Here is a 23,246-nt window from a genome sequence, read left to right as displayed (position 1 = left end):
AATTATTGCCCTTAGGATACTGCTCGCTATGACATCCGCCTAAGGCGGATATCCTAAGGTGCCCCACTCCCTCCCAAAGCGGGAGTGGGTTACCTCATTATCATTCGTGCACCAGCAAGTTGGCATAAGCAAAGTAAAAGTTATACCCGATATTTATAAATATTGCACTTAACCCACCCCGCAGCAGCGGGGATGGGGCACCGGCATTGATGTATTTGGAGTCAATATATTTTTATCTTCAGGATGTTTATCTGAGGTGAACGCCGCGGCGAGCAACGTCATGAGGGGAACCTAAAAATAGGCAGGAGTCGGGGACTCCTGCCCTACTTAGCTGTACGACTTAAAACTACCAAAAGAACAAGATCAATTTCAAATAACAATTTATTATCTTGATTAACCAATGATGCGCCTGAAATATAAATCTGCGCAGGAATTCCTTCTATTTCTTCCATCAAAGGAATTAATGATGGGTAGCGGCTTTTAACCCCTTCACATACATTCTCTTTATTAAGCATTATATGTAATTATAGTTCATTTACAGTTAATAATCAATCAATATTTCTATGCTAAGCAATAGCAGATCAGTTTCTGACCGGAGGGAAAAACCCTACATCTTGACTACTACTCATACCGCAGCGCCTCAATCGGGTCAAGTCGGGATGCCTTGCGGGCCGGGTAGATGCCGAAAAACAGACCAACCGCCGAGGCGAATATAAACGATAACACCACTGCCTCCGGCGCAATCAGCGTATTCCAACCGAAAAGTTCCGACATAACATACGAGCCGCCGATACCGGTTAATATCCCGATAATACCGCCGAATAACGACAGGCTAATCGATTCCATCATGAATTGCATCAGTATATCAGACCGCCGCGCACCGATAGCCATCCGGACACCGATTTCACGCGTTCGTTCGGTAACCGATACCAGCATGATATTCATAATGCCGATGCCGCCGACTAACAATGAGACCAATGCCACACCTGCGAGAAGGTAGGAGAGCGTTTGAGTGGTTTCCTGGCGAGCGGAGATGAAATCCGATTGCGACTGGATGAAGAAGTCGTTGTCATAGTCGGGGCGCAGACGGTGCGATTTTCTGAGTATCTTCTCGATTTCAAGATATGCCGCCGAGAGCATCTTTTCATCCTTGAGATGCGCTATCAGACGGCTTAAATGATCTATGCCGAAAATCCGTTTTTGGGCGGTTGTATAAGGCACAAGGATAATATCATCGAAATCGAGCCAGCCGCCCGATACGCCTTTGGTTTTGGTTACGCCGATTACCTCGAATCTTAGCCGTCCTATTCTGATGGTTTTTCCAATCGGATAGCTTTTGCCGAATAGGTTTTCGGCTACCACCGGTCCGATTACCGCTACTCGTTTAATGGAATTGACATCCCGTTGGCTGAACATCTCGCCCTCATCAATCCGGAAATCCCTAAGCTCGATATACTCGGGGCTCGTGCCTATGACAGTAGTGTTACAGTTTTGATTGCCATAAACAATCTGTTTTGAACCGCGAAGTTCAGGCGCTATAAGGTCGGTTGTTGTGCAAGCTGTTTGCAGCCTTTTTAGGTCTTTCGCATCGAGTTTTTGTGTGGAACCGGCAGCTGACCTGACTCTCCCCCGCATATGCGGCTGACCTGATATTATATAAATCAGGTTTGTGCCCATTGCTTCCATTCTATCGGCAACCGCTTTTTTGGCGCCCTGTCCAAGGGATATCATAGTGATTACCGCGGCGACTCCGATAATAATTCCCAGCATGGTGAGGAAAGTTCTGATTTTATTTGCCTGAAGCGAAGCCAGGCTGATGATTAAAAATTCACTCCACTTCATTTCAATCTCTTCCGGCGTCAGGATGTCGTCCGCTTAGGCGGACTCCATCCTGACGCATAAGTTTAATTCAGTCCATTTCATTATTTGCTTTTCCCCATACCCGGAATCTGGTTCCATGATTTCATTCTATCCAAAAATGCTTCGCGGTCTTTAAGCGCTTTGGAATTTACTGAGGTCAGTACAGTTTCACCTTCCGCCAGTCCCGAAATAACCTCAGCTTGTTCAAAATTCGACATGCCTATTTCAACCTGCCGCGGCTCTTGTTTGCCATCAACAACAGCAATCACCATTCTAATTGGGTTGGATTGTTTTGCTTCTTTAGCATGCTGTTTTCCCTGTTGACCGGATGAGCTTTTTCTTTTTTCCATATTGGGACGTTTGCGGGCGGCATCCGGGATTGCGCCAATCATTTTAGCAATGGTTCTAACATCGGTTAAGGCTTCACGCGGAATCAACAGCACATTTTCCTTATAACTGGCGATAATCTCGACGCTGGCGTTCATCCCGGCCATCAATAATCCCTCGGCGTTGTCAACCTCGATGGTAACATCAAAGGTTGTAACATTTTGTTCGATTTTCGCCTGCGGATGGATGCGCAATACCTCGCCATAAAACTCGTGGTCGGGATAACTTTCGGCATTAATAGAGGCTTTCTGGCCGGCGGCGATTTGACCGATATCGATTTCATCCACCGATGTCCTAATATATACTTTCGACATATCGGCGACAGTGGCGATAGCGGTGCCGCCCGACACGGTCGAGATGCCCGAGGCTATTATCTGGCCTTTTTCCACGAATTTTTTCAGTATTATGCCATTGATTGGCGATTCGATTACCGTATCGGATAAGCGTTCGCGGGCATATTCAAGGGCGGTTTTTGCCCTAACCAAATTTGAGTTTGCCTGCTCTTGGGCAAGTTCGGCGCTTTCGAAATCGATTTCGGAAATCAGTCCCTGCAAATACAGTTTTTCCTGACGATCCCGCTGTTTTTTTGCCTGAGAAAGCGATGCTTTCGCCACCTCATAGTCAGCCTCTGCCTGATTATAATCGTTCACTGCGGCAGCGGCATCCAAACGAGCGATTAACTGTCCTTTATTGACTAAATCGCCCTCTTCAATAGCCAGCTCGATGATTTCACCAGAGGCTTTTGATTTTAATTCAACCGTCAGTATTGGTTCAACTATGCCAGTTGAGTTGATAGCGATGATTAAATTGCCGCGGTTTACGACTGCTGTTGATGTATGAACGGAGTTATTTTGAATGCTGTTGGCATTTTTTAGTGGGTTTATTATTGCTAAGACTATGACAATTATCACTGCTAATATTATGATAATGATTTTTTTCATCTTCATCCATCCTTAAATAATCTGCCTAAAATTAACATATATGACACACAATTGCCATTAAAATAATAGACAATTTTTTTCAATGATAGTTTAATATTATTTGATGTCAGTATTACAAATTATGACATCCGCATGAAAATTAACTTGACATGGATAAACGCATAATTATATTAATGTTTCCATGCGGGAGTAGCTCAGTGGTAGAGCTCTACCTTGCCAAGGTAGTTGTCGCGAGTTCAAGCCTCGTCTCCCGCTTTTTCTATTTCCCTTAAAATTTAATCTGTATTATTCGCAATTATTATCAGAAATAAAGCTTTTCAACCCTGATTTTACAGTAGAACTTCAAATAAATCAAAAATTTAATTCGGAATTGTGTTGAACACTTAGCGTTAAGAACACACCCTTGGCTCCTCTCAAGAGGGGAATAATAGAAAAAGAGAGCGGGGATCCGACTGGGGCGTACCGCAATGACTTCTTATTGGCTTTTAAGGAAAATCACAAGTTTGGATTATTTTGCAAGTAACTTAATATATTTATATTACGAAAATTATACGATATAAATACAATTAGATATCGGTATCATAAGACCTTAGGTTTGAATACTTCTTGACAAATGTATCTAAATAGTTTTTATTAAAAAACTAAGCTTGTTAAAAATTTCTCAAGCTCAAACGGCAGCTAATTACTGAACAAGAGAGGCTGGATGAAAGATATTGAGAACTGGGACTGGCAAGTCGGGGTAAAAACTCTGGCTGATTTAGTCAAAATAAGGGCGCAATTTAAAAGAGTTGATGAGTTTGTTGTTGGTTTTGATGGTGAAAAAATCGCTGCACCGGTTGTTTCCGATGATGGTTCTTTTACAACTTGTGTTAATGGCAAAGTTTGGCCTGAACAATTCGAACTGTTATGGTATTTGCGTTTTGGACCTAATGGCAAACTGATTGCTCTTGTTCGGATAGATGACCAATGGACACTGGCTATTGACGGCGTACCGGGCGAAGAACGCTATGAATATGCCTGGAATCCCAGATTCAGCGAAAATGGCGAGACAATTGGTTATCTTTATAAGCGTGAAAATATGTATGGCGTTGCAGTTGACGGCAAACCTTGGGATAACAGTTTCGCCGCCATCCGGGATTTTTGTATAAGCCCGGATGGCAAGCAATCTGCGGCTACTGTTCAAGTAGAATCGCTCAAAGAGGCTGATGTTTTCGGATTTTTCAAGGGTGTCTGGTCGGTTGCGGTAAACGGCAAGCAGTGGGACAAGAAATTTATCAATGCTTGGAACCCTATTTTCAGTTCCGACAGCAATTCGGTTGCCGCAGAGATACGAACTGATATTTGTGAATATTCCGTAGCGGTTAATGCCGGCGGCTGGCCGGAGAAATTCGGTTGTGTCTGGGCGCCTGTATTCAGACCGCAAAGCCGCAAGGTTGTCGCTCCGGTACGCGATGACGGTGCCTGGACATTAGCTGAGGATGGCAAGCTAATTTGGAGCAAACACTATAACATGCTCTGGAGTCCTCGATTCAGCCATGATGGTTTGAGAATCGCCGCTGTAGTTTCCCCGAAATTTGGACGTTGGACAATAGCTGTTGATGATGACCCGTGGCCGGTAATTTTCAGCAATATGGTTTTAGAGCCTATTTTCTCGCCTGACAGCAAGCGTGTTGCCGCTATTGTTAAGGAAAATAACCGCTGGACAATTGCTGTTGACGGGGTAGTCTGGAGCGAAAATTTTGAGATGATATGGAATCCGGTTTTCAGTCCCGACAGCAAACATATTGCGGCTAAAGCTGAAAGAGATGGCAAGTTTTATATTGTCTGCAATAACAAAATTGTAGGACCTGCTTATGAAGGTCTGTGGGAACCCGTCTTTAGCCCGGATGGGAAAAACGTTTTACTTAAATATCTCAAAAACGGCAAGTACTATAGGCAAGTAGTGCTGGTAAATGAGATAATTTGCTAAGGCAATTTTAGTTTAATATTGAGGAAGGAAATGAGAAATGTATGAATTTGCCCGCGGTCCTTTAGTCTGGATAGCATTTCTAACCTTTTTCTTAGGCAGTTTATATCGGATTTTCTGGATAATTTTCGCTTCCAAAAAAGATAAAGTCGTTCACCCTTATATGAATTGGAAATTCGGTTTGCGTTCTCTATTCCACTGGTTGATTCCTTTTGGCAGCCGTAATATGAGAATGAAGCCGTTGTTTACCATAGTTTCTTACCTGTTTCATATCTGCCTATTAGCTGCGCCGATATTCGTTCTCGGACATATTGTTCTTTGGAATGAATCATGGGGCATAAGCTGGTGGAATATTCCGGAGGGATTGAGCAATTTAATGAGCATTATAGTTGTGCTGTCGATTATCATATTTGCCCTTAGACGAATTGCCGACCCAACAGTAAGGTTTGTTACTTCATACAGTGATTATCTTTTTCTGTTTATTGTGGCGGCTCCTTTCGCTACCGGCATATTAGCTTATTACCAGGTATTCGATTATAAAACCATAATTACGATTCATATATGGTCGGGCGCAATTTGGCTTATGGTTATACCGTTTACTCGTATAGTTCATATGATATATTTCCCATTCACTCGGGCATACATGGGTTGTGAATTTGGCCTTGTCCGAAACTCTAAAGACTGGTAGCAGGTATGAATGTAATTCAGGAGGAAAACTAAGAATGGAAGATACGCCTGAAAGCAGGGTTATCGATCCCGGACTGGATGAAACTTCTAAAAAACTAACGCCGGAACAGATTGAAAAAGTTGTTAAGCATGTTTTTACCAAAGAGAATGCGGCTCGCCTGAAAGCATATATTGATACCTGTGTTCACTGCGGTTTATGCGCCGAGGCTTGTCATACCTATCTTTCGCGCGATGGCGACCCTAATTTTTCGCCGGTAGGAAAAGTTAAAAACACTATCTGGGAACTTGTAAAGCGCAAAGGCAAAGTCGATGGCGAATTCATCCGCAATATGGCGCGAATCGTATTCACCGAGTGCGCTGTTTGCCGGCGCTGCAGCATGTATTGCCCATTCGGTATTGATATCGCCTACTTGCTGCTAGTAGGAAGGCGAATCTGCAGCCTTTTGGGAGTAGTGCCGCAATACCTTCAGGATACAACTAACAGTCATGCATCTACTTTTAACCAGATGTGGGTACATCAGGATGAATGGATAGATACTCTTCAGTGGCAGGAGGAAGAAGCACAGTTTGAGATTCCCAAGGCGCGGATTCCTTTGGAGAAAGAGGGCGCTGATGTTATGTATTCGGTAATAGCTCCCGAACCAAAAATTCTTGCCCAACTGCTTGGCAACATGTCTCAGATTATGACAGTGGCTGGTATTGATTGGACCATGCCGGCAACCGATGGTTGGGACAACAGCAACATGGCGATGTATTCCGGCGATTTCGAGGTAATGGCGCGAGTTGAAAAGATTCACTGGGAAACCGCCGCCAGATTGAAAGTAAAAAAGATTGTTATGGGCGAGTGCGGTCATGCTTTCCGAGGCGCTGTTTATGATGGTCCCAGGTGGCTTGGCTGGCAGTATCCGCCGATACCGATGATTCATGCTATCGAATTTTATTATGATTTGATTTCCAGCGGCAGGATTAAAATCAGAGAGAAATATAAAGAGCCTATCACTGTTCAGGACCCCTGCAATACGGTGCGCGGTAGAGGACTTGGCAATAAATTGCGTTATTTAATGAATGCTATGTGTGAGGATTTTCGCGATGTAGACCCGCGTTTTGAACATAATTATTGCTGTATGGCTGGCGGCGGCACAATCAACTGCGGACCGCCCTGGAAACCATCACGAATGGTTAGCAATAGGGTCAAAGCCGAACAGTTTGAGGCAACCGGAGCAAGCATTATATGTACGCCTTGCCACAACTGCCATAGCGGAATTGAGGATATTATCGGTTATTACAAGCTTGGCATGCATGTTAAGTTTATAAGCGAAATCCTTGTTGAGATTATGGAAATCCCCGATAATCTGAAAGCTTGAGGAGGAGCAGGGTGATTAATATGGATTATGCTCATCATCGTAAAACTACAGCATTGTTGATAACCAGCCTTGTTTTGATATGTTTGTATATTTTATCCGGCTGCAGCAAGAGCCAGGCGAATATAAAAAATGAGCGATCGGATGTAGTCTTTATTAAAACAATGTCGACGTTTGGCAGTCTGGAGCGAACTCCCGTTCCTTTCCCGCATGACCTGCATACTACAGCCCTTGCCAAACAAAATAAAGACTGCAATACCTGCCATCTCAATAGAGAAGATGGCAAATTATCACAAAGATTTTTAAGATTAACTGATGACAGTAAAGATGACATCATGCTAATTTACCATGAAAACTGCATAAACTGTCATAATAAAACAGCCGCAACCGGCATAAAATCGGGGCCGAATACCTGCGGCGAATGCCATCAGCGCGAACCGAATTTTATCTCAACAAGAGAACCCATCGGTTTCGATAATTCGCTTCATCACCGGCATACCAAAGCCAGCGATGAGAAATGCGAGCTGTGTCATCATCAATATAATGAACAAAAGCAGGAACTGTTTTATGCTAAAGGCGAGGAAAGCTCATGCCGCTATTGTCATAAATCACAGGCAACGGATAATGTGCCATCGCTAAGTATGGCGGCGCATCAATCATGCCTTGATTGCCATATAAAAACGAAAAATGCAGGTCCTGTTGTTTGTGCCGGCTGTCATGATAAACAAAATCAACTGGCTATTAAACAAATTAAAAAACCGGCGCGGTTAAAACGCAATCAACCGGATTTTATACTTGTTAGTGCATCGGAACATGAACTTGAATCGAGCAAATTAAACACCGTTCCTTTTTCGCATGTCGGCCATGAAAGCTTTAACAACACTTGCCGTGTCTGCCATCATGAAAGCATGCAAAGCTGTACCGATTGCCATACCTTGCAGGGAACGCCCGAAAGCGCTGGCATAACCCTTCAGCAGGCGTTTCATAATACAAACTCCGATCATAGCTGCGTCGGCTGTCATGAAACAAAGAAAGCCGCTATCGAATGCGCCGGTTGTCATTCGTTGATGGAACATGGGCGGCAATCAGAGCACGCCTGCAAAATTTGTCATACCGGACCTCAACCGGAAAATTTAGTTAGAGTAAAAAATCGATATACATCCCTTTCGCAATTTAAACCGAAAGCTAAAGATGTTAAGCTTACATTCAAAGATAAGGATATACCGGAAGATGTAACGATAGCAATTCTATCTGAAAAATATGAACCGGCGGTTTTCCCGCATCGGCGTATTATTAACCGTTTGATGAGTGATATAAACGGCAGTAAGATTGCTGAGTATTTCCACGGTCATGAGGATGTTGTCTGCCAAGGGTGCCACCATCACAGCCCGATTGGCGTCAAGCCGCCGCTATGCGAGAGCTGTCACGGCAAGCCCTTTAACGAGGCTGATTTGTTCAAGCCGGGACTTATGGGAGCATATCACCAGCAGTGTCTTGGCTGTCATAAAGCTATGAAAATAGAGGAACCTTCTGGTTGTAACGGGTGTCACGCCAACAAGAAATTGGCGCAAAGGTAGTAGTCCCCACTCGGATAGGCGAAGGAGCGATAAATGAGCACATCAAGAAGAAAATTTCTTAAATGGATGACCGCTGGAGCCGGCGCGGCGGCTTTACCCAAAAGCGCTAAAGCTCATGAACATTTTACCGGATATCCCGACAGCTACGGTGTCCTTCATGATACTACGCTTTGTATCGGATGTCGGTCATGCGAAAAGGCATGCAATGAAATTAACGATTTGCCCGCACCGGAAAAACCGTTTGATGACATGAGTGTTCTTGATGAAAAAAGACGCACCGATGAAGCAAAGTATACGGTTGTAAATAAATATGAACCACAAGGCTATCCTGCTTCGCCGGTATTTCGCAAAATTCAATGTAATCATTGCCTTGAACCGGCCTGCGCCTCTGCCTGTTTTGTCGGCGCATTCACAAAATCGCCGGAAGGAGCGGTAATATATGACGAGTCGGTTTGTGTTGGCTGCCGGTATTGTATAATTGCCTGTCCTTTTGGCATTCCGGCATATGAATATAATGAAGCATTAACACCGCGGGTTATGAAATGCAATCTCTGTCAGCCAAGAACCGCCGAGGGGAAATTGCCCGGCTGTGTCGAGGCCTGCCCCAATGAAGCGCTAACTTACGGCAAGCGCGATGATCTAATCGCTATTGCCCGTGAACGGATACGCAAGCACCCCGAGCGCTATGTCGATCATATTTACGGCGAACACGAAGCAGGCGGAACAAGCTGGCTCTATATCACCGGCGCGCCGTTCGAGGAACTCGACTTCCGCACAGACTTAGGCGTTACTCCTGCTCCTGAGCTTACCTCCGGCGCCTTAGCATTAGTGCCGATTGTGATAGGTATGTGGCCGGTTTTACTGGGCGGCATATATATAATGAGCAAGCGCAGAGATAAAATCGCCCGCATGGAAAAAACATCCGCTGTTGAAAATGCGATAGCAAAAACGCAGGCTGAAGCTAATGAAAACATTAAAGCGGCCGCTAAAAAAGCTGAAGAGAAGAAAGAACTGGCTATCGATAAAGCGGTGAAAAAAGCGCTTGCCGAGGCCGCCAAACAGAGCGGTAAGGAGAAATCATAATGGCCGACCAAATCACCACTGCTAAAAGACCTTTGCTGTGTCCGTTTAATATAATCACCGGAATAATCATCTTGATCGGTATTCCTCTAACTTATCTGCGGTTTACCGGCGGCTTGGGCGCTATCACCAATCTTGATAATAACAATCCCTGGGGAATATGGATCGGCTTTGATTTACTGACCGGCGTCGCCTTAGCTGCTGGCGGTTATGTAACAGCCGCGGCTGTCGAGCTTTTCGGCATGAAAAAATATCATGCGGCGGTGCGGCCGGCTATCCTCACAGGATTCCTCGGCTATTCGATGGTTGTTTTTGCTCTTTTATATGATGTTGGCCGTCCCTGGCGTCTACCATATCCGTTTGCTATCAGCCCGGGAGTAACTTCAATTATGTTTGAAGTAGGCGCCTGCGTTATGCTGTATTTGACCGTGCTCTTTTTAGAATTCTCCCCGGCGGCGCTCGAATGGCTCGGCTTGAAAAAACTTCGGGCAATGGTCGTTAAGATAACAATAGCGCTGACTATCCTTGGCGTAATGCTTTCGACTCTTCATCAATCATCGCTGGGAGCTATGTTTCTAATCGTTCCATCGAAACTGCATCCGCTGTGGTATTCGCCCTATCTGCCTGTATTTTTCTTCGTCTCAAGCATAGCGGCAGGATTATCGATGGTTATTTTCGAAGGCTCGCTTTCACATAAATATTTCAGCGACATAATGGATAAAGAACATAAAGCGTCGCGGGATACTATCACTCTTGGTTTCGGCAAGGCGGCGCCATTGGTGTTAGCCGGTTATTTTACTATCAAAGTTTTTGGAATTATTATGGGCAACCACTGGAATTTATTGTTTACGAATTACGGCCTCTGGTTCTTAGTCGAATTGCTCGGCTTTGTTCTTCTGCCCTGTTTCTTGTTTGCTGTCGGTTCGCGCGACCGCAACGTAAAGCTGATACGCTTCACAGCGCTATTAACAGTGATAGGAATAGCCCTCAATCGGCTCAACATAACATTGATTGCCTTTAACTGGAATTTGCCCTCCGACCAGAGATATTTCCCGAACTGGATGGAGATTGGCATTACTGTTTTTGTGGTAACTGTCGGGTTGGTTGTTTTCCGGTTCATCGTTACCCGGATGCCGATATTTTATGAGCATCCCGATTATAATGAAACGCATTAAGCAGGAGCAAGTATAGAATGACTGAAAGTATTCAAACCCTGCAGGAGTTCATGACTCACACTAAAGGAATTGCTTACCTTGCGGCGATGGGTTACCTGATAGGTTTTGCCTGGTTTTGGAAATTTTTGCATAAAAGAGAACGAGACTAAGGTTTAAATTTTCAGGGAACACTATCAAGATATAATCTCAGATAATGCAGCTTATATTAAATTACATACGCCCCTGCGCGCTGATGTATAATTAGAATGCAATTTCCGCGAACCGCGCTGTCTTTACCGTTAATTCTATCTCATCACTGCCAAGCAACGCATGGCCGCCTCTAACAAAAAAATAGCCATAGCCAAGAAGCGGCAGAAGCAGGCATGCTTTCAATTTCTTGCTTTTTCCTTTAGCGGATAAAGATACAGGTTTTACTCTAATGTTTTTACCGCCAATAGCCTGAACCGAATCTATTCTTACTTTAATAACGGCAGGTTTTCCCAATCGGCCGGGTTTTTTAAATTTGATAATCTCGCCGTAAACCGTACCGCCAGCTTTGAAAACATCGATACCGCCAATAGCGACATTTTGAGAAATTTCTAATATATCACTGAGCTTTTTAGATTGCTCAAGCTCGGTCGATAATTTTGATTTGTACTTAATTTTTATCTCGCGACCGGCGCTTACATTAATCTTATCGCAATAAGCCGCTGTATTGAATAATACTATTACCGCTAAAATATATGCTATTACTCTAACAGAATATCGCATTATCTTATTTTATCCAGCTAAGCGTGATAGCGGTTGAACTCCCCATGTTGGCAGAGGTCAATCCGAAATCGAGATGAAAAATACTGCCATCCAAAACTGAAAATCTCAAACCGGCGCCAAAACAGTATTTCATATTAGCAGACATATAATCCGATAGTTCGAGGTCATCGGTTCTGCTTTCAATCATCAAAGAATTTATGCCGCCCCTTATATAAATAGCATTCATGAAACCCAATTCGATTCCGAAATTGGTTTTTAGAGGCAGGCGATTAGACTGGTTTAAATCGACCACAAGACGCAGGGAATCATCAGGAGAAACAAGCTCCATTCCCATAGTGAATTCTGCTCCCAGACTGGTCTGACCGGGAATGTTGTCCTTGTTGTCATCGTATTTAACTGAAAAACCAGGCCTTATTGTTGAACCAATTTTGAAATTATTAGAAATTCTGGTCATCAAGCCGACATTTATAGAAATACCATTACCGCTTAAATCGCCTTGATAGGGATCCATCCCTTCCTGCACGCTGGCTAAACTGAAACCAATATATACAGGCGTCAAATTATAAGCGTAACTAATTATAAACATCCGTTCGTATGAACCAAAAGTCCCCAAAAAATTCATCTGGGAATCATAAGCGTTAATGTCATCAACCTGGTTTGATAAAATCCCGATGCCGAAAGTTCCAAACTTTATATCAGAGTATGTGCCGAAGAATTCCAATAGCTTCATGCTTTGAAAATGCATGCGGTTGGTAAACATTAGCGATATCGTTTTATCTATCTGAGCTAACCCGGCAGGATTCCAGAATACGGCGCTGGCATCATTGGCAACACCGGTATAGGCGCCGCCCATTGCCGCCGCTCTGCCGCCGGCTCCAACTTTGAACAATGGAAATTCGCTTTCCCCGCCATGCACTGTCTGGATTGACAGAACCGCCAGGCATATTATAATTAAAAACCGTTTTATCATCGAATCTCCTTTGTTATCTATCAGCGATTGCAATCTTTAAGAATTCCGAATTGATGCTGCCGGTTAATCTGGCGAAATAAACGCCATTATTAAGCGTTTTCCCCCATGATGATTTCCCATTCCAGGGAATTTCATGCGACCCTTCGGTCAGGTAATCGCCGGTTAAATCCGTAAGATATACTAAATCGCCGCTGGTATCATATATTTCAAGCTTCAGCTCGGTAATATCACCGCCGAGATTATATACAATGGCTGTTTGCTCTATGGATGGAGCGAATGGATTGGGATAATTCAAAAAACCGGCAACTCCGCTGTCATCTGTTACCTCGTAATATTTAGCATAGCTGCTTAAGTTGCCTGCCGAATCGGCAATCACCAAAGTCATCTCATATAATCCCACTGTCAGCGGAGCCGCTAACGAATCGGTAAGCCACAGGTTGGGTATTGAATCATTTTCCGAGAAGAATAAAGTGTCGGCATCAGAGTCGCCATAGACTAAGAATGGATTGACTATTTCAGCCCGGGCATTGGCGCTTACCGCTCCCGTATCGCCCACCACAAGCTCAAATCGCGGCAGACTGTTTATCACTCTGGCAGAATTGCTGTCGGAACCTGAATTGGGAAAGAAGCTCGCCTCGTAGGGCGCATATGAATCCAGAATCAGCACAACCTCAATAGGCAAATCGTAGGGACTTACCGGATAAGGACGAGCGGAAAAACGAGCTTTATACCAGCCATCGGGAGCCGGACTGCCGTCTATTGTATCCACCCATGTATATGAATGATCGCCGGCGCTGAGCGGATTTTCAATTATGCTGTAAACGATATTACCCTGCTCATTTAATATGGAAAATGTGAAATATGATATCTGGCTCGTTGTAAACTCGATAGTAAATGAAGCCGAGTCGGGATTTATGTTTGTCGAATTTGTAAAGACAATCGTTGTATCGTCAATAACATTCAGATTTGATTGGAAAGTTATTGAAATATCATTGTTATAATTACCGGCCATATCTGTAAATGAAGCAGAATCTATTGATAATACCGGATAATTTCCGGTTGATTGAGAAATAAGTTCTAATAATGCAGTTGTTAATGAATCCGAAAAATCAATTCTTACCGAATACTGCAGAAAGACAAGCTCGGTTAAAGAATCAATTGTAAGAACTGTATCTTGATTGACAATAGTGAAATCATCCCGCCCAACCGTATTTGAATCTAACGCTTCATTGAATAAAATATTCATCACTGCTGAGGAAGTTTGCTGTTCGTTGGTATATTGCGTTACAATAGGCGACCCGACTATATAAGGCGCTTCCGTATCTAATGTATAAATATGCTCCGATGTGCTGTCGCTGGGATTGCCCGCCTCATCGGTTGCATAAAACCTGAAGCTAATCTGTCCCTGATAGTAGGCGGATATTGTATCCTGCCAAGTTGTGCTGTTGTCGCCTTCTTCAGTTAGCCGGATACTGCTGCCGGGATTTCCGCCAAATTTCACAAATGCCCATACGGTTGCGCCAGTTTCTTTCGTTCCGGCAAAATAGAAAAGGGGATCATTGACTAATGTACCATCAGTACTATCAGTTACGATAGGCACAGCGGGAGGTGTGTTGTCTATATATATAAGTCTGCTGGCGTACCCCCAAACTTGAGAATCATAAGCTTTAACATAGAGAGTTGAATTTGAGCTTATAGTTGTGTCAATATGGAAATGTTTTCTTATAAATGAGGCTGATGAATCGGATACCGAATCGACAGCGGCGATATCCGCCCAGGTCAGGCTGTCGAACGAAAAGGATATGCTGTCAATTGTTCCGCCGGAATCAGAGACAGCGCACTTGATAGTAAATTCCGTTTCGGGCAAAACCGAATCAAGTTCGGCGATAGCTATTTCGGGAGCCTGTGATTTGGCCTTGATAGAATCGGTATTTATATATACTATTGATGTTTCATTAGCGGCATCCCTTGCCATGATGCCAAACCAGTAATTCTGATATTCTGTTAAGCCATCAATTATAACGTTGTCAGTATTACCAGGTGTCGCCGGCGGATAAGGGGGATTCTGGGTAATATATTCCGCTGTGCTGTTCCACCAATTCCAGTCGTTCGAATTGGCGGGCGCGGATGTCGCATATTTTATATAATAAGCGTTAACTGCCCCGCTTGAGCTTATATTCATATCCTCATGCGGCGCATCCCATTCAAGCTCAACCTTGCCGAATGCCATACCCGAAACGCTTCCGCTTAGTGATGTGATAGTATCCGGCGGGATATTATCAACTACTATGAAACTGATTCTAACAAGAGTAGTATCAAACGCCAAGTCATAAGCCGCAAATCTGAACGATGCGCCATACAATCCCTCAAAATCGTGCGGGGGACTTACTGTCAATTTTAGTGAATCATTTAAGTCATCAATCGAAACATACCAGCCGGCATTGCCCAACTCGGTTACTATATCATCCAAATTTGAATAACTGACATCATCGCTTTCGTACTGGGTGTCTTCATCAGTCGCGTAAAATATAATAGAACTGGTGTCAGCCTGATATGTTGCAACTACAGTATCCTGTGATGGTTTCTGGAATACCGGCGGCCGGTTAACATTCTGAACCCTTACCGTGAAATTTTCAGTATCCGTATCATTAGCGAGGTCTTCAACAGTAACGTTGAATACTCTCAAAACGGTGTCATTATTCCAATCGGCAACAGAATCGGGCACAGCGCTCACAGTAATAGCGCCGGTAGAGGTATTTATGCTTACCCAATCAATGCTCGGAGTCATAGAATAATTGTCAATATCGCCATCAAGATCAGTGGCGGCTACCGCGAAAACCGTATTGTCGCCCTCATTGATATCTATTGTAGTCGGCAGATTTTCTATAACGGGCGCCCTGTTGCTATTATTAATTATAACCGTAAGAGTTACTGTTGTATCATCTGCGTTAAGGTCGCTGGCTGTTATGTCTATGCTGCAACTGCCTGCGTCTGAATAACCCGGATTTGCTCTAATGATTACATTAGTTCTCGGATCACCAGCATCAAAATCCCATGTTATAGAGGTTGATATGAAACTTGGCGGATCTACAATCGAAACAGGCGGATGCGGATCACTGGGACCTCCTGTATGTTCTACAAACCTTACGGTTACAGAATCCAGAGTTCCCTCGGCTATTTCAAGAGTGTCATCCGGTTCAAAAGTAATATTGAGATTGACCGCGTTAGCTTTCGAAGCGCCAAGCATAAAGATTATTATTATCAGAAAAATTATTTTTCTCATCAATACCATATATCCTCCAAGCTCACTCGCTGAATATCATTTTTGCATAGTATATTTTATTTGTTATATCCGGCTGCGTCAGGTCTGTAGTTTTCTTTCCAAAAGTCGTATATGCCAGAAGATAGGTGCCATCGCCGGCATCATATACATTAGGACAATCATTAAGAATCGTTCCCACCGGTAAAATCTCAATACTGCCGGTGGACAATTGAACATACATCATAGGGTCCTTGTTGGGTTTGTCATCGCTGATAAATATTATCACATCATCGCCCATCCATTGCGGCCCGATATAGGGGGGCGCAATTTTCTCGTCTATATTATCAGGCCGGATATTCGATGCTAACAGCGTTGGTTCACCGCCGGCCGACAGGTCCATATAATAAAGGTCCCACTGTTTTTTACTGCTGCCATTTTTATGGCGATTAGAATAGAAAGCTATCTTTTTACCATCCGGCGACCAGTTGGGCGCTACTTCATCCGATTTTTTCCAGCTTAAAAGTAATTTTAAACTTTCTTCGGGATGAGTAATATCCTCAATCAAGTAAAGCTCCGAGTTGCCCTCATAAGCCCGCATAAAAACAATGGCGGCGTTGTCAACCGGTTTGAATTTGGCGCAGTAATCAGAAAACGCTTCATCCGGTTTACTAAAAGTCATCTGCACTAAATTCTGCATCTCGGTTATTGCAAAAAGCTTGCCTGTGTCGTTGTCGGTAAAAACTACCGGCGGCTGCCCCTTAAGTGGAGTATAGCCGAGTTCGGGGATAAACAAACCGTTCTTTTTGCCAACTCCCGTCATTTTTGCGCTTGAAATAAATTGTCCGATAGGCGCTACTGACGGTTTATCACCCGAAATAAAAGCGAATGATTTATATAATACGCCGTTATCGACAAAACAAAACATAGCCGTATTATTAAATGGCTGTTTAGCCCACGATAAACGTGTAATAGCAAGCTTGCCGCTGTTGCCGCCGCCGAATAAATCTAAAGCGCCGGAATAGCTGTCTTTCTGCTTGCTGCGGCATTCATATATGAAATCAGAACCTGGTACCGTTGTAAACACTCGCAAGGAGTTGTCGTCAATTAACTCAAAAGACAGCCAGCTGCCGTCGCCGCTCCATCGGGGACGGAAATGATTTTCTCCTTGTCCCGCCTCGCCGGTGTTTAATAAGCGCGGCTTATCTACAAAATCTATAAGCTCATCTGATAATGCCGTACCGGCAATCAACAATACTGTCATCCATGTTATTAACAAACGAATTTTCATATATCCTTACCTTTGAAAAAGAAGCATCGCAACAGTTAAAATCGCAGATGTCATTACAAAATACTTCTTGCCTTTTTGTTGAATTCCTTTTTTCTGATAATGTAAAACGGGCTTCACTCCCTGATTTATATAATATCTTGTATTCACAAAATTAAAACCAGCCGAATCTGCTAAGACAGCTTTCCTTAACGATACATCAAAATCGGTATCATCAATCTCGACCTGAACCTCAGCGATACTTTCCGGCACCCGGCAATACATTGAATCCAGATCGCTGCAGTCTATTTGTAAAGGTTCCTTATTAAGGAAATTAAAATTCAAATTATATGAACTGTCTGATAATTTAACATTGTATGGAAGGGGCACATCGGTAACAACAGGGAAATAACGTATCTCAGAGATGCCGGTAGTTGGGTCTGTTTTATGAAACATCAGTATTCCGGGATTATAAACAGAGTTTATCGTCGCGAGACGAGCGGCTTTCGCCTGGCTTAGATCGGAGGGCGGTGTAAACTCGGCTAAAGTTTTACCCGCAAAATAAAGAGGACACTTTATCTCTCCGGTAAGTTCAACCTTCAAAGTCTGGTAATTGGAATTAAGATACTCAAGGAAACTTAACGCCTCCGTTGATGAACTGTCGATTTTGCCAATATACGGACCGATATTTTCCACATCGCCAATCGCTTCAATAATCTTGCACAGCCTTAAATTAACAAGGGGATCATCAGAATTAAGTTCGTAAATTCCCTGATAACATTCTAAGGCGGTTTCCAGTTGACCTGTCTGGAACAGGTCGTCGCAGATAGACTTTTTGCCCTGCCCCACCGCTTCAATACACAGGCATAAAACAAGCAATAAAAGCAGCAGTTGTAATCTTCTAAAAAACATAATCCTTCCCGCTAAAATATCGCAAAAGCAATAGCGGTGATAACCGCCCCCAAAGCTGTCCCAATAACAACAAATTTGGATTTATTGCTTTTCGAGGAATCATCCTGACTATAAGCGCGGTCGAAGCTTTCGCTAAAAGCTATCGATGGTTCAGGCGCTTCGCTTGTTTCGAGGATGTCATAAGGAATCCATAAGCCCTGTAATGTCTGAAAATCGTACCTGAAATAAACCGGAATACCGTTGACTTCCGCAATCAAAGGAGTTGTCTCGAACATTTTAACAGGGAAATAATTAACAGTCCCTTTTAAGAATGTGCCGTCGCTCTGCCAGTTTAAGATGCCCTGCGATTGAGTTACCACTTTATTGATAACACTTAGTCTTGCCTCCTGCGCCGGGTTTAACCCGCCTTCTGATAGAAAAAGCAAATTATAGTAGCCGGGATCAACTCCCTTTTGTTCCTCTTGGCTGAATATAACAATATCAAGAGCGCTGAAATTACTTTCAATCTCATTTGTTAGGTTATCCGCTGCAGTCAGCAAAGTGAGATCGGTTTTGTCTGTAACATAGCTTTTAAATTTATTCAAGCAGTCGATAGTGTTTTCTATAAAACCTGTTTCATAATATGTCATAGCCAGATACAAATAGCATTTTGCACGAAACTTTGGCTTATCCTTTAAACTGTTGAAAATCGCTTTAGCATCAGTATAGCTTTTCTCTTTAAATGCTTGTTCGGCGGTTTCCATTCGGTTGTCATCTTTTGATGCTGCCAGGGCTGATGCTCCCCACATGACAAACAGGCATACTGTTATTGCTGTAAATTTTTTCATTTTACCTTCTATCTCATTATCAATAAAGTTGTTATAATTCCTACTACAGCGATATATTTGGGCGCTTTTCGTTCTCTTTTTTTATGTACCGTTAATTTATAGGCAGCGCCAGTCGACAGTTTTTTGGGGCTGTACGTTTCCCACATCTCCGATTCTAAAACCTTGCCGGTAGTCGGATTGATTTTATCAACGACTACTTTGACAATATCTCCCCCGGGAGGCGACAAGGTTATATAATTTACTGTTCCTTCAGGCAGCTCCTTTGTTTTAGTTTCCACAAGCTCAACTACTTCTAAATCTTTTGCTTGTTGCTCTGAAGCTTCCTCTAAGTCTTTTTTAAGTTTCTTATATGGTTTAGTTTTTTTATATCCGTTTTCTTTGTACAACTGAAGCATCGATTCGACAGCGGTAAAGTTATTGTTGGCAAAAAGTATTGACGAATACCTAATCATCAACCGCGCGCGCGCCGGGCTTTTGGGAACTAATCTATTCGGCTGCCATTTTGATAAAACGGCTAAAGCTTTTGTGCTTTCGCCATCCCTTTCAAGCTGTTTGGTGCTGATAATTACCGAATCAAGCACCGTATCATAAAGTGCTGCCGCTTTCTTGTATACTTTTGATTTCTTGCCGGTCATTTCCCGAATTTGCTCAAGCAAATCGGATGCCTGTCTGGTTTGTCCCTGATAAAGATTCAACATCAAACCCTGATACATAAGTTCGGTATTCGATTTGTGTTCGGGTAAAACTATAAGCTCATTGTAAAGCGACTCCGCAGATACGATATTATTAGAGGCTATTAGTCCTTCAAGAATCGCCGCCGGGTTAGCAGGTTTTTCAACAGGAATCACTTCAGCAATTTCCTCGACAACCGGCAATTCTTCAGCCTCTTTTACCCAGGAAAAATCGCCCTTAAAAGCTGACAGCAAATGATTATCAGTTTTATACAGCCATGGTTCGGGATAGTCCTCAGCCCCTCGATTCAAGGCCTTATTATAAAGCTTGGCTGATTTTGTAGAGTCGTCCTCAAGGTAAAACGTGATAACTGCTTGCCAGTAATACGGCAAATGGTTATCCGGTTCGGCAGAGGATGCCCTTTCGAATTCACGTTTGGCCTTATAGATATAATTAGCTTTCTTATCACCTTCCGCAGGCAGCGCTTTTTTAATAAGAATTTTGCCGTTTTTCATCTTGCTGTCGGCGACACTTCCGGCTATAGCTGATATATTTAGCGTGAAGATAACCGCCGTTAATACAATTGAAGTAAAAATTCTGATAAGCATTACTCTTCTACCTTATTATAAAAATAACAAGCTGTTTTGTGCTCGTTTCCATTATCAGTCAGCGGAGGTTGTTTTTCCCTGCATATCTCCGGTTTCCCTAAAATCTGATACCTCTGACAATTATTGACAAATACACAGCCTGTCTTGATACTTTCAGCCGATAAGTCCTTTGTCTTAGAATTATATGACGATAGAACATCAACTGTCAACTTATTTTTTAAAAAGCCGTGATACCTGACCAATTCAACCGTATGAGGATGACAGCATTCCCAGAGCTGTTCAATTGGGAGCATCTCGACTATTATTCCACCATACATAACAATAACCCGGTTGACAATTTCCAGCATCGCTTCCAAATCGTGAGTGGCTATTAAAAGGGCAAGGTTTTTTTCTTTATTCAGCTTCTCAAAAAGCGACAGGATTTCCCATTTGTTGATATAATCCAAAGCAGTAACCGGCTCATCCGCTAATAATAAATCGGGGCTTATAAGGTCGATCATGGCTATACCGATACGGCGGCATTCTCCGCCTGATAGCTCACGCGGATACCTTTCAAGCAGAGCCGTCGAAAGGCTTACCTTATCCATCTGTCCCTCAATTAGCTGGTCAATGCCGTTGTTATAGCCGCTTAGCTTGGCAGTTTCATGAAGCATTTCTCTGATTTTCATACCCGGATTCAAAGCTGAGTAATTATTCTGGAAAATCACTTGAATATACTTTCTCATATTCTTAAATTGCTTGAGCGGCATAGATGTTACATCTTTTCCCATGAAAAATATCCGGCCTTTATCAGGTGTAATTAATTTTGCCAAACAGCGAATCAAGGTCGACTTGCCCGAACCGCTTCTGCCGATAAGTCCGATTTTCTCACCCCGATGTATTGTAATATCAACATCCTGCAAAGCCTTAACCTGACTTTTCGAAAACAGGCTAAAACCAGCATTCGAGGCAAAGCTCTTGGAAAGCCCAGTACCGTTCAATATTATTTCGTTATTACTCATCAAACGCCCAGCACCTTATAAAATGATTGCTGTCAATATTAATCTTCGGCGGCAATTCCTCTCTGCACTTGGCTTGCTCGGAGGATGCCATTTTCTTATACAAATCGCAGTTGGGATAAAAGGGACAGCCCGTTATCTCACCGGTTACAATTCGGCCAATCTGCCTGTTTTTCTCAACACCCTCTCTCAGCTTCCGAGTATAGGGATGGTTATCCCCGGCCGGTTTGAGGATTTTCGATGTCGGTCCCTTCTCTACTGTTAAGCCTCTATACATGACATAGCATACATCAGTAAATTTTGACACCGAATAAAGATTATGAGATACAATAACCGCCGACCTTTTATGCTGGTCCAGCATCCTTTTTATAAATACCAATGTCTCTACCTGAAGTTTGGCATCCAAACCGGTGGTTGGCTCATCGGCGATAATAGTGGTCGCCTGACTGCTTAAAGTAACCGCCATCATAGCCCTCTGAGCCTGGCCGCCAGAAAGCTGATGCGGATACATCCCGGCAATCCGTTTTGCCTCATTTAAAGTAAACCCGCAATTGGCAAGCCATTCAAGCATGCGGTCATAATCTTTTGCCTCGCCCGCTATGGTCAATGATTCATATATTTGGTTTTTGATTGTTAAGAACGGATTTAGACTTGTTTTAGCCCGCTGGAAAATAATGCTGATTTTTTTGCCTCTATACCGTTTCATCCTTGAGGCGATTTTCCTCTGCCATAAAAAATACTCTTTGCGGTTAAAGTCAGCATCCGATAACCCCTCCAGCTTAGCCTCAGGATGATTTCTCCAAGGAGCGTCATTCCATATATTCGCTTTATTGCCGTCATAATTCAGCTGCAGCTCGCCGCTGGTGATGCCCGGTAAAAACGAAATTATCCCTAAAATTGAGCTTACTGTAAGCGTCTTGCCGCTGCCTGATTCACCCACTAAGCCCACTGCTTTCTCGTTATGAAGTTCCAGTTCGGAATGCCTCACTAAATACTTCAGCGCGTTTGAATCTGCCAGCCTGACAGACAGGTTAGTCAGCTTTATCAAGAAGTCTTCCGTCATCTTACTCCTCCTCGCTGAATTTACGGGAGAGAACGGAAAACAGCATAACCGTAAGGACTAAGGCGGCAAATGGCATAAGAAATTTAAGCGGGTTATCGGTAATCAAATCGACCCTCACAGAGGGGTTGAATAAGTTGTAAATGAATGCAGAAAAACTTGATAGTTCATTATTAATTATAGTGCCCCAGCTATGCCATCCCCGTCCGGGGGAACCAAGCAATATAAAAGATAAGGTAGCTTCGCTTAATATGGCATAACCAAACATATAAGCCAGTTCGGAAAATATCGATTTTCTGGTGTTGTACCATATAATATGCTTCCAGATAACAGTGAATGGCGAAAGACCTAAGGCGATTGCCGCATCGTAAAAATCCTCTTTCCGATAGTGCGAAATTTTAAACCTGAGTATCTCTGCTAAACGCGGCGCGCATAATATGCCAAGCATGGCCATCAACAAGAACGGCTTGTAGGTACCAATTATGATAAAGCCTATAAACAAAGCGAAAAACTTGGGTACCGAGTTTAAGCTGTTGGATATGCCGCCGGCAAAACCGGCTAAAGGATTATCCTCGAAGCCAATAAAAATGCCCATCACAAGACCAACAACGAGAAATAAAGCAGTCGCTAATAAACCGCTTACAAAGCTTGTTTTGAAACCGGAAAGGACAACGCTTAGAACATCATGACCTAAATCATCCAATCCAAAAGGGTGAGACAAGCTGGGTATTTTTTCCTCCGGCGACGGCAGCGAAAAACTGCCGGCAGATGATGATTCTGTAAAATACGGCCAGATAAAGGCAGTTAGCACTACAATAATATAAATATAAAAAAGCATCAGGCTAAACTTTTTCATTTTGGTTTTGTCTGTATTAGAGCGCGTCATTTA

Annotated in this window: 20 protein-coding genes and 1 tRNA gene; 8 read left to right on the top strand and 13 right to left on the bottom strand. The window is 43.2% G+C overall.

The window, feature by feature from the left end; translation table 11 throughout:
* Nucleotides 1-323: 323 nt before the first annotated feature.
* The 3 genes from J7K40_03865 to J7K40_03855 form a co-directional block, all read right to left on the bottom strand.
* Nucleotides 324-515: a hypothetical protein gene (locus J7K40_03865; GenBank protein ID MCD6161535.1), complete on the bottom strand. Its 192-nt coding sequence runs from the start codon at nucleotides 513-515 to the stop codon at nucleotides 324-326.
* Between the two features lie 106 nt (nucleotides 516-621).
* Nucleotides 622-1,842: an ABC transporter permease gene (locus J7K40_03860; protein MCD6161534.1), complete on the bottom strand. Its 1,221-nt coding sequence runs from the start codon at nucleotides 1,840-1,842 to the stop codon at nucleotides 622-624.
* A gap of 80 nt (nucleotides 1,843-1,922) precedes the next feature.
* Nucleotides 1,923-3,188, bottom strand: a complete 1,266-nt coding sequence (locus J7K40_03855; protein ID MCD6161533.1) for an efflux RND transporter periplasmic adaptor subunit — start codon at nucleotides 3,186-3,188, stop codon at nucleotides 1,923-1,925.
* Nucleotides 3,189-3,371: 183 nt separating this feature from the next.
* On the opposite strand from J7K40_03855, the gene J7K40_03850 reads away from it, so the two are divergent.
* The 8 genes from J7K40_03850 to J7K40_03815 all read left to right on the top strand — a co-directional run bounded on the left by J7K40_03850 (nucleotide 3,372) and on the right by J7K40_03815 (nucleotide 11,183).
* Nucleotides 3,372-3,443 (top strand) — tRNA-Gly (locus J7K40_03850).
* 448 nt (nucleotides 3,444-3,891) lie between these two features.
* Nucleotides 3,892-5,157 (top strand): WD40 repeat domain-containing protein, encoded by a 1,266-nt coding sequence (locus J7K40_03845; GenBank protein ID MCD6161532.1) that lies wholly within the window; start codon nucleotides 3,892-3,894, stop codon nucleotides 5,155-5,157.
* A 37-nt stretch (nucleotides 5,158-5,194) separates the two neighbouring features.
* A complete protein-coding gene (locus J7K40_03840) occupies nucleotides 5,195-5,842 on the top strand; it encodes a nitrate reductase (protein MCD6161531.1) in 648 nt (215 codons plus the stop codon).
* A gap of 34 nt (nucleotides 5,843-5,876) precedes the next feature.
* Nucleotides 5,877-7,205, top strand: coding sequence for a (Fe-S)-binding protein (locus tag J7K40_03835; GenBank protein MCD6161530.1), 1,329 nt, complete (start codon nucleotides 5,877-5,879; stop codon nucleotides 7,203-7,205).
* A gap of 11 nt (nucleotides 7,206-7,216) precedes the next feature.
* Nucleotides 7,217-8,779 (top strand): cytochrome C, encoded by a 1,563-nt coding sequence (locus J7K40_03830; GenBank protein MCD6161529.1) that lies wholly within the window; start codon nucleotides 7,217-7,219, stop codon nucleotides 8,777-8,779.
* A gap of 33 nt (nucleotides 8,780-8,812) precedes the next feature.
* Complete coding sequence (locus tag J7K40_03825; GenBank protein ID MCD6161528.1) at nucleotides 8,813-9,862, top strand: 4Fe-4S dicluster domain-containing protein; 1,050 nt, start codon at nucleotides 8,813-8,815, stop codon at nucleotides 9,860-9,862.
* Nucleotides 9,862-11,034 (top strand): Ni/Fe-hydrogenase cytochrome b subunit, encoded by a 1,173-nt coding sequence (gene hybB / locus J7K40_03820; protein ID MCD6161527.1) that lies wholly within the window; start codon nucleotides 9,862-9,864, stop codon nucleotides 11,032-11,034. The genes J7K40_03825 and hybB overlap by 1 nt, the downstream gene beginning before the upstream one ends.
* A 17-nt stretch (nucleotides 11,035-11,051) precedes the next feature.
* Complete coding sequence (locus J7K40_03815) at nucleotides 11,052-11,183, top strand: hmc operon protein 4 (protein MCD6161526.1); 132 nt, start codon at nucleotides 11,052-11,054, stop codon at nucleotides 11,181-11,183.
* A gap of 91 nt (nucleotides 11,184-11,274) precedes the next feature.
* On the opposite strand, the gene J7K40_03810 is transcribed toward J7K40_03815, so the two are convergent.
* The 10 genes from J7K40_03810 to J7K40_03765 are packed head-to-tail and all read right to left on the bottom strand — an operon-like array spanning nucleotide 11,275 to nucleotide 23,243.
* Complete coding sequence (locus J7K40_03810) at nucleotides 11,275-11,784, bottom strand: hypothetical protein (protein MCD6161525.1); 510 nt, start codon at nucleotides 11,782-11,784, stop codon at nucleotides 11,275-11,277.
* Nucleotides 11,785-11,788: 4 nt separating this feature from the next.
* Nucleotides 11,789-12,754, bottom strand: coding sequence for a PorV/PorQ family protein (locus J7K40_03805; GenBank protein MCD6161524.1), 966 nt, complete (start codon nucleotides 12,752-12,754; stop codon nucleotides 11,789-11,791).
* A gap of 13 nt (nucleotides 12,755-12,767) precedes the next feature.
* A complete protein-coding gene (locus tag J7K40_03800) occupies nucleotides 12,768-16,037 on the bottom strand; it encodes a hypothetical protein (GenBank protein MCD6161523.1) in 3,270 nt (1,089 codons plus the stop codon).
* A gap of 22 nt (nucleotides 16,038-16,059) precedes the next feature.
* Entirely contained in the window at nucleotides 16,060-17,304 is a 1,245-nt protein-coding gene (locus J7K40_03795; GenBank protein ID MCD6161522.1) for a PD40 domain-containing protein, read from the bottom strand.
* 6 nt (nucleotides 17,305-17,310) lie between these two features.
* Nucleotides 17,311-18,192 (bottom strand): hypothetical protein, encoded by an 882-nt coding sequence (locus tag J7K40_03790; GenBank protein MCD6161521.1) that lies wholly within the window; start codon nucleotides 18,190-18,192, stop codon nucleotides 17,311-17,313.
* A gap of 11 nt (nucleotides 18,193-18,203) precedes the next feature.
* Entirely contained in the window at nucleotides 18,204-19,019 is an 816-nt protein-coding gene (locus J7K40_03785) for a hypothetical protein (GenBank protein ID MCD6161520.1), read from the bottom strand.
* A gap of 8 nt (nucleotides 19,020-19,027) precedes the next feature.
* The gene (locus J7K40_03780; protein ID MCD6161519.1) at nucleotides 19,028-20,299 is read right to left on the bottom strand and encodes a hypothetical protein; all 1,272 of its coding nucleotides are present in this window, start codon (nucleotides 20,297-20,299) and stop codon (nucleotides 19,028-19,030) included.
* Entirely contained in the window at nucleotides 20,299-21,300 is a 1,002-nt protein-coding gene (locus J7K40_03775; GenBank protein ID MCD6161518.1) for an ABC transporter ATP-binding protein, read from the bottom strand. The genes J7K40_03780 and J7K40_03775 overlap by 1 nt, the downstream gene beginning before the upstream one ends.
* Nucleotides 21,293-22,360 (bottom strand): ABC transporter ATP-binding protein, encoded by a 1,068-nt coding sequence (locus J7K40_03770; GenBank protein ID MCD6161517.1) that lies wholly within the window; start codon nucleotides 22,358-22,360, stop codon nucleotides 21,293-21,295. The genes J7K40_03775 and J7K40_03770 overlap by 8 nt, the downstream gene beginning before the upstream one ends.
* A 1-nt stretch (nucleotide 22,361) precedes the next feature.
* Nucleotides 22,362-23,243 (bottom strand): ABC transporter permease subunit, encoded by an 882-nt coding sequence (locus J7K40_03765; protein MCD6161516.1) that lies wholly within the window; start codon nucleotides 23,241-23,243, stop codon nucleotides 22,362-22,364.
* Nucleotides 23,244-23,246: the final 3 nt, after the last annotated feature.

This window comes from Candidatus Zixiibacteriota bacterium (assembly GCA_021159005.1).
Lineage (GTDB): Bacteria > Zixibacteria > MSB-5A5 > UBA10806 > 4484-95 > JAGGSN01.
This window is presented reverse-complemented; position numbering and strand designations above follow the sequence as displayed.

Bases quoted from the DNA above. Each gene is read 5' to 3' on its own strand.
- J7K40_03865 (MCD6161535.1), bottom strand. From the start codon at position 515: ATGCTTAATAAAGAGAATGTATGTGAAGGGGTTAAAAGCCGCTACCCA.
- J7K40_03860 (MCD6161534.1), bottom strand. From the start codon at position 1,842: ATGAAGTGGAGTGAATTTTTAATCATCAGCCTGGCTTCGCTTCAGGCA.
- J7K40_03855 (MCD6161533.1), bottom strand. From the start codon at position 3,188: ATGAAAAAAATCATTATCATAATATTAGCAGTGATAATTGTCATAGTC.
- J7K40_03845 (MCD6161532.1), top strand. From the start codon at position 3,892: ATGAAAGATATTGAGAACTGGGACTGGCAAGTCGGGGTAAAAACTCTG.
- J7K40_03840 (MCD6161531.1), top strand. From the start codon at position 5,195: ATGTATGAATTTGCCCGCGGTCCTTTAGTCTGGATAGCATTTCTAACC.
- J7K40_03835 (MCD6161530.1), top strand. From the start codon at position 5,877: ATGGAAGATACGCCTGAAAGCAGGGTTATCGATCCCGGACTGGATGAA.
- J7K40_03825 (MCD6161528.1), top strand. From the start codon at position 8,813: ATGAGCACATCAAGAAGAAAATTTCTTAAATGGATGACCGCTGGAGCC.
- hybB (MCD6161527.1), top strand. From the start codon at position 9,862: ATGGCCGACCAAATCACCACTGCTAAAAGACCTTTGCTGTGTCCGTTT.
- J7K40_03815 (MCD6161526.1), top strand. From the start codon at position 11,052: ATGACTGAAAGTATTCAAACCCTGCAGGAGTTCATGACTCACACTAAA.
- J7K40_03810 (MCD6161525.1), bottom strand. From the start codon at position 11,784: ATGCGATATTCTGTTAGAGTAATAGCATATATTTTAGCGGTAATAGTA.
- J7K40_03805 (MCD6161524.1), bottom strand. From the start codon at position 12,754: ATGATAAAACGGTTTTTAATTATAATATGCCTGGCGGTTCTGTCAATC.
- J7K40_03800 (MCD6161523.1), bottom strand. From the start codon at position 16,037: ATGAGAAAAATAATTTTTCTGATAATAATAATCTTTATGCTTGGCGCT.
- J7K40_03795 (MCD6161522.1), bottom strand. From the start codon at position 17,304: ATGAAAATTCGTTTGTTAATAACATGGATGACAGTATTGTTGATTGCC.
- J7K40_03790 (MCD6161521.1), bottom strand. From the start codon at position 18,192: ATGTTTTTTAGAAGATTACAACTGCTGCTTTTATTGCTTGTTTTATGC.
- J7K40_03785 (MCD6161520.1), bottom strand. From the start codon at position 19,019: ATGAAAAAATTTACAGCAATAACAGTATGCCTGTTTGTCATGTGGGGA.
- J7K40_03780 (MCD6161519.1), bottom strand. From the start codon at position 20,299: ATGCTTATCAGAATTTTTACTTCAATTGTATTAACGGCGGTTATCTTC.
- J7K40_03775 (MCD6161518.1), bottom strand. From the start codon at position 21,300: ATGAGTAATAACGAAATAATATTGAACGGTACTGGGCTTTCCAAGAGC.
- J7K40_03770 (MCD6161517.1), bottom strand. From the start codon at position 22,360: ATGACGGAAGACTTCTTGATAAAGCTGACTAACCTGTCTGTCAGGCTG.
- J7K40_03765 (MCD6161516.1), bottom strand. From the start codon at position 23,243: ATGACGCGCTCTAATACAGACAAAACCAAAATGAAAAAGTTTAGCCTG.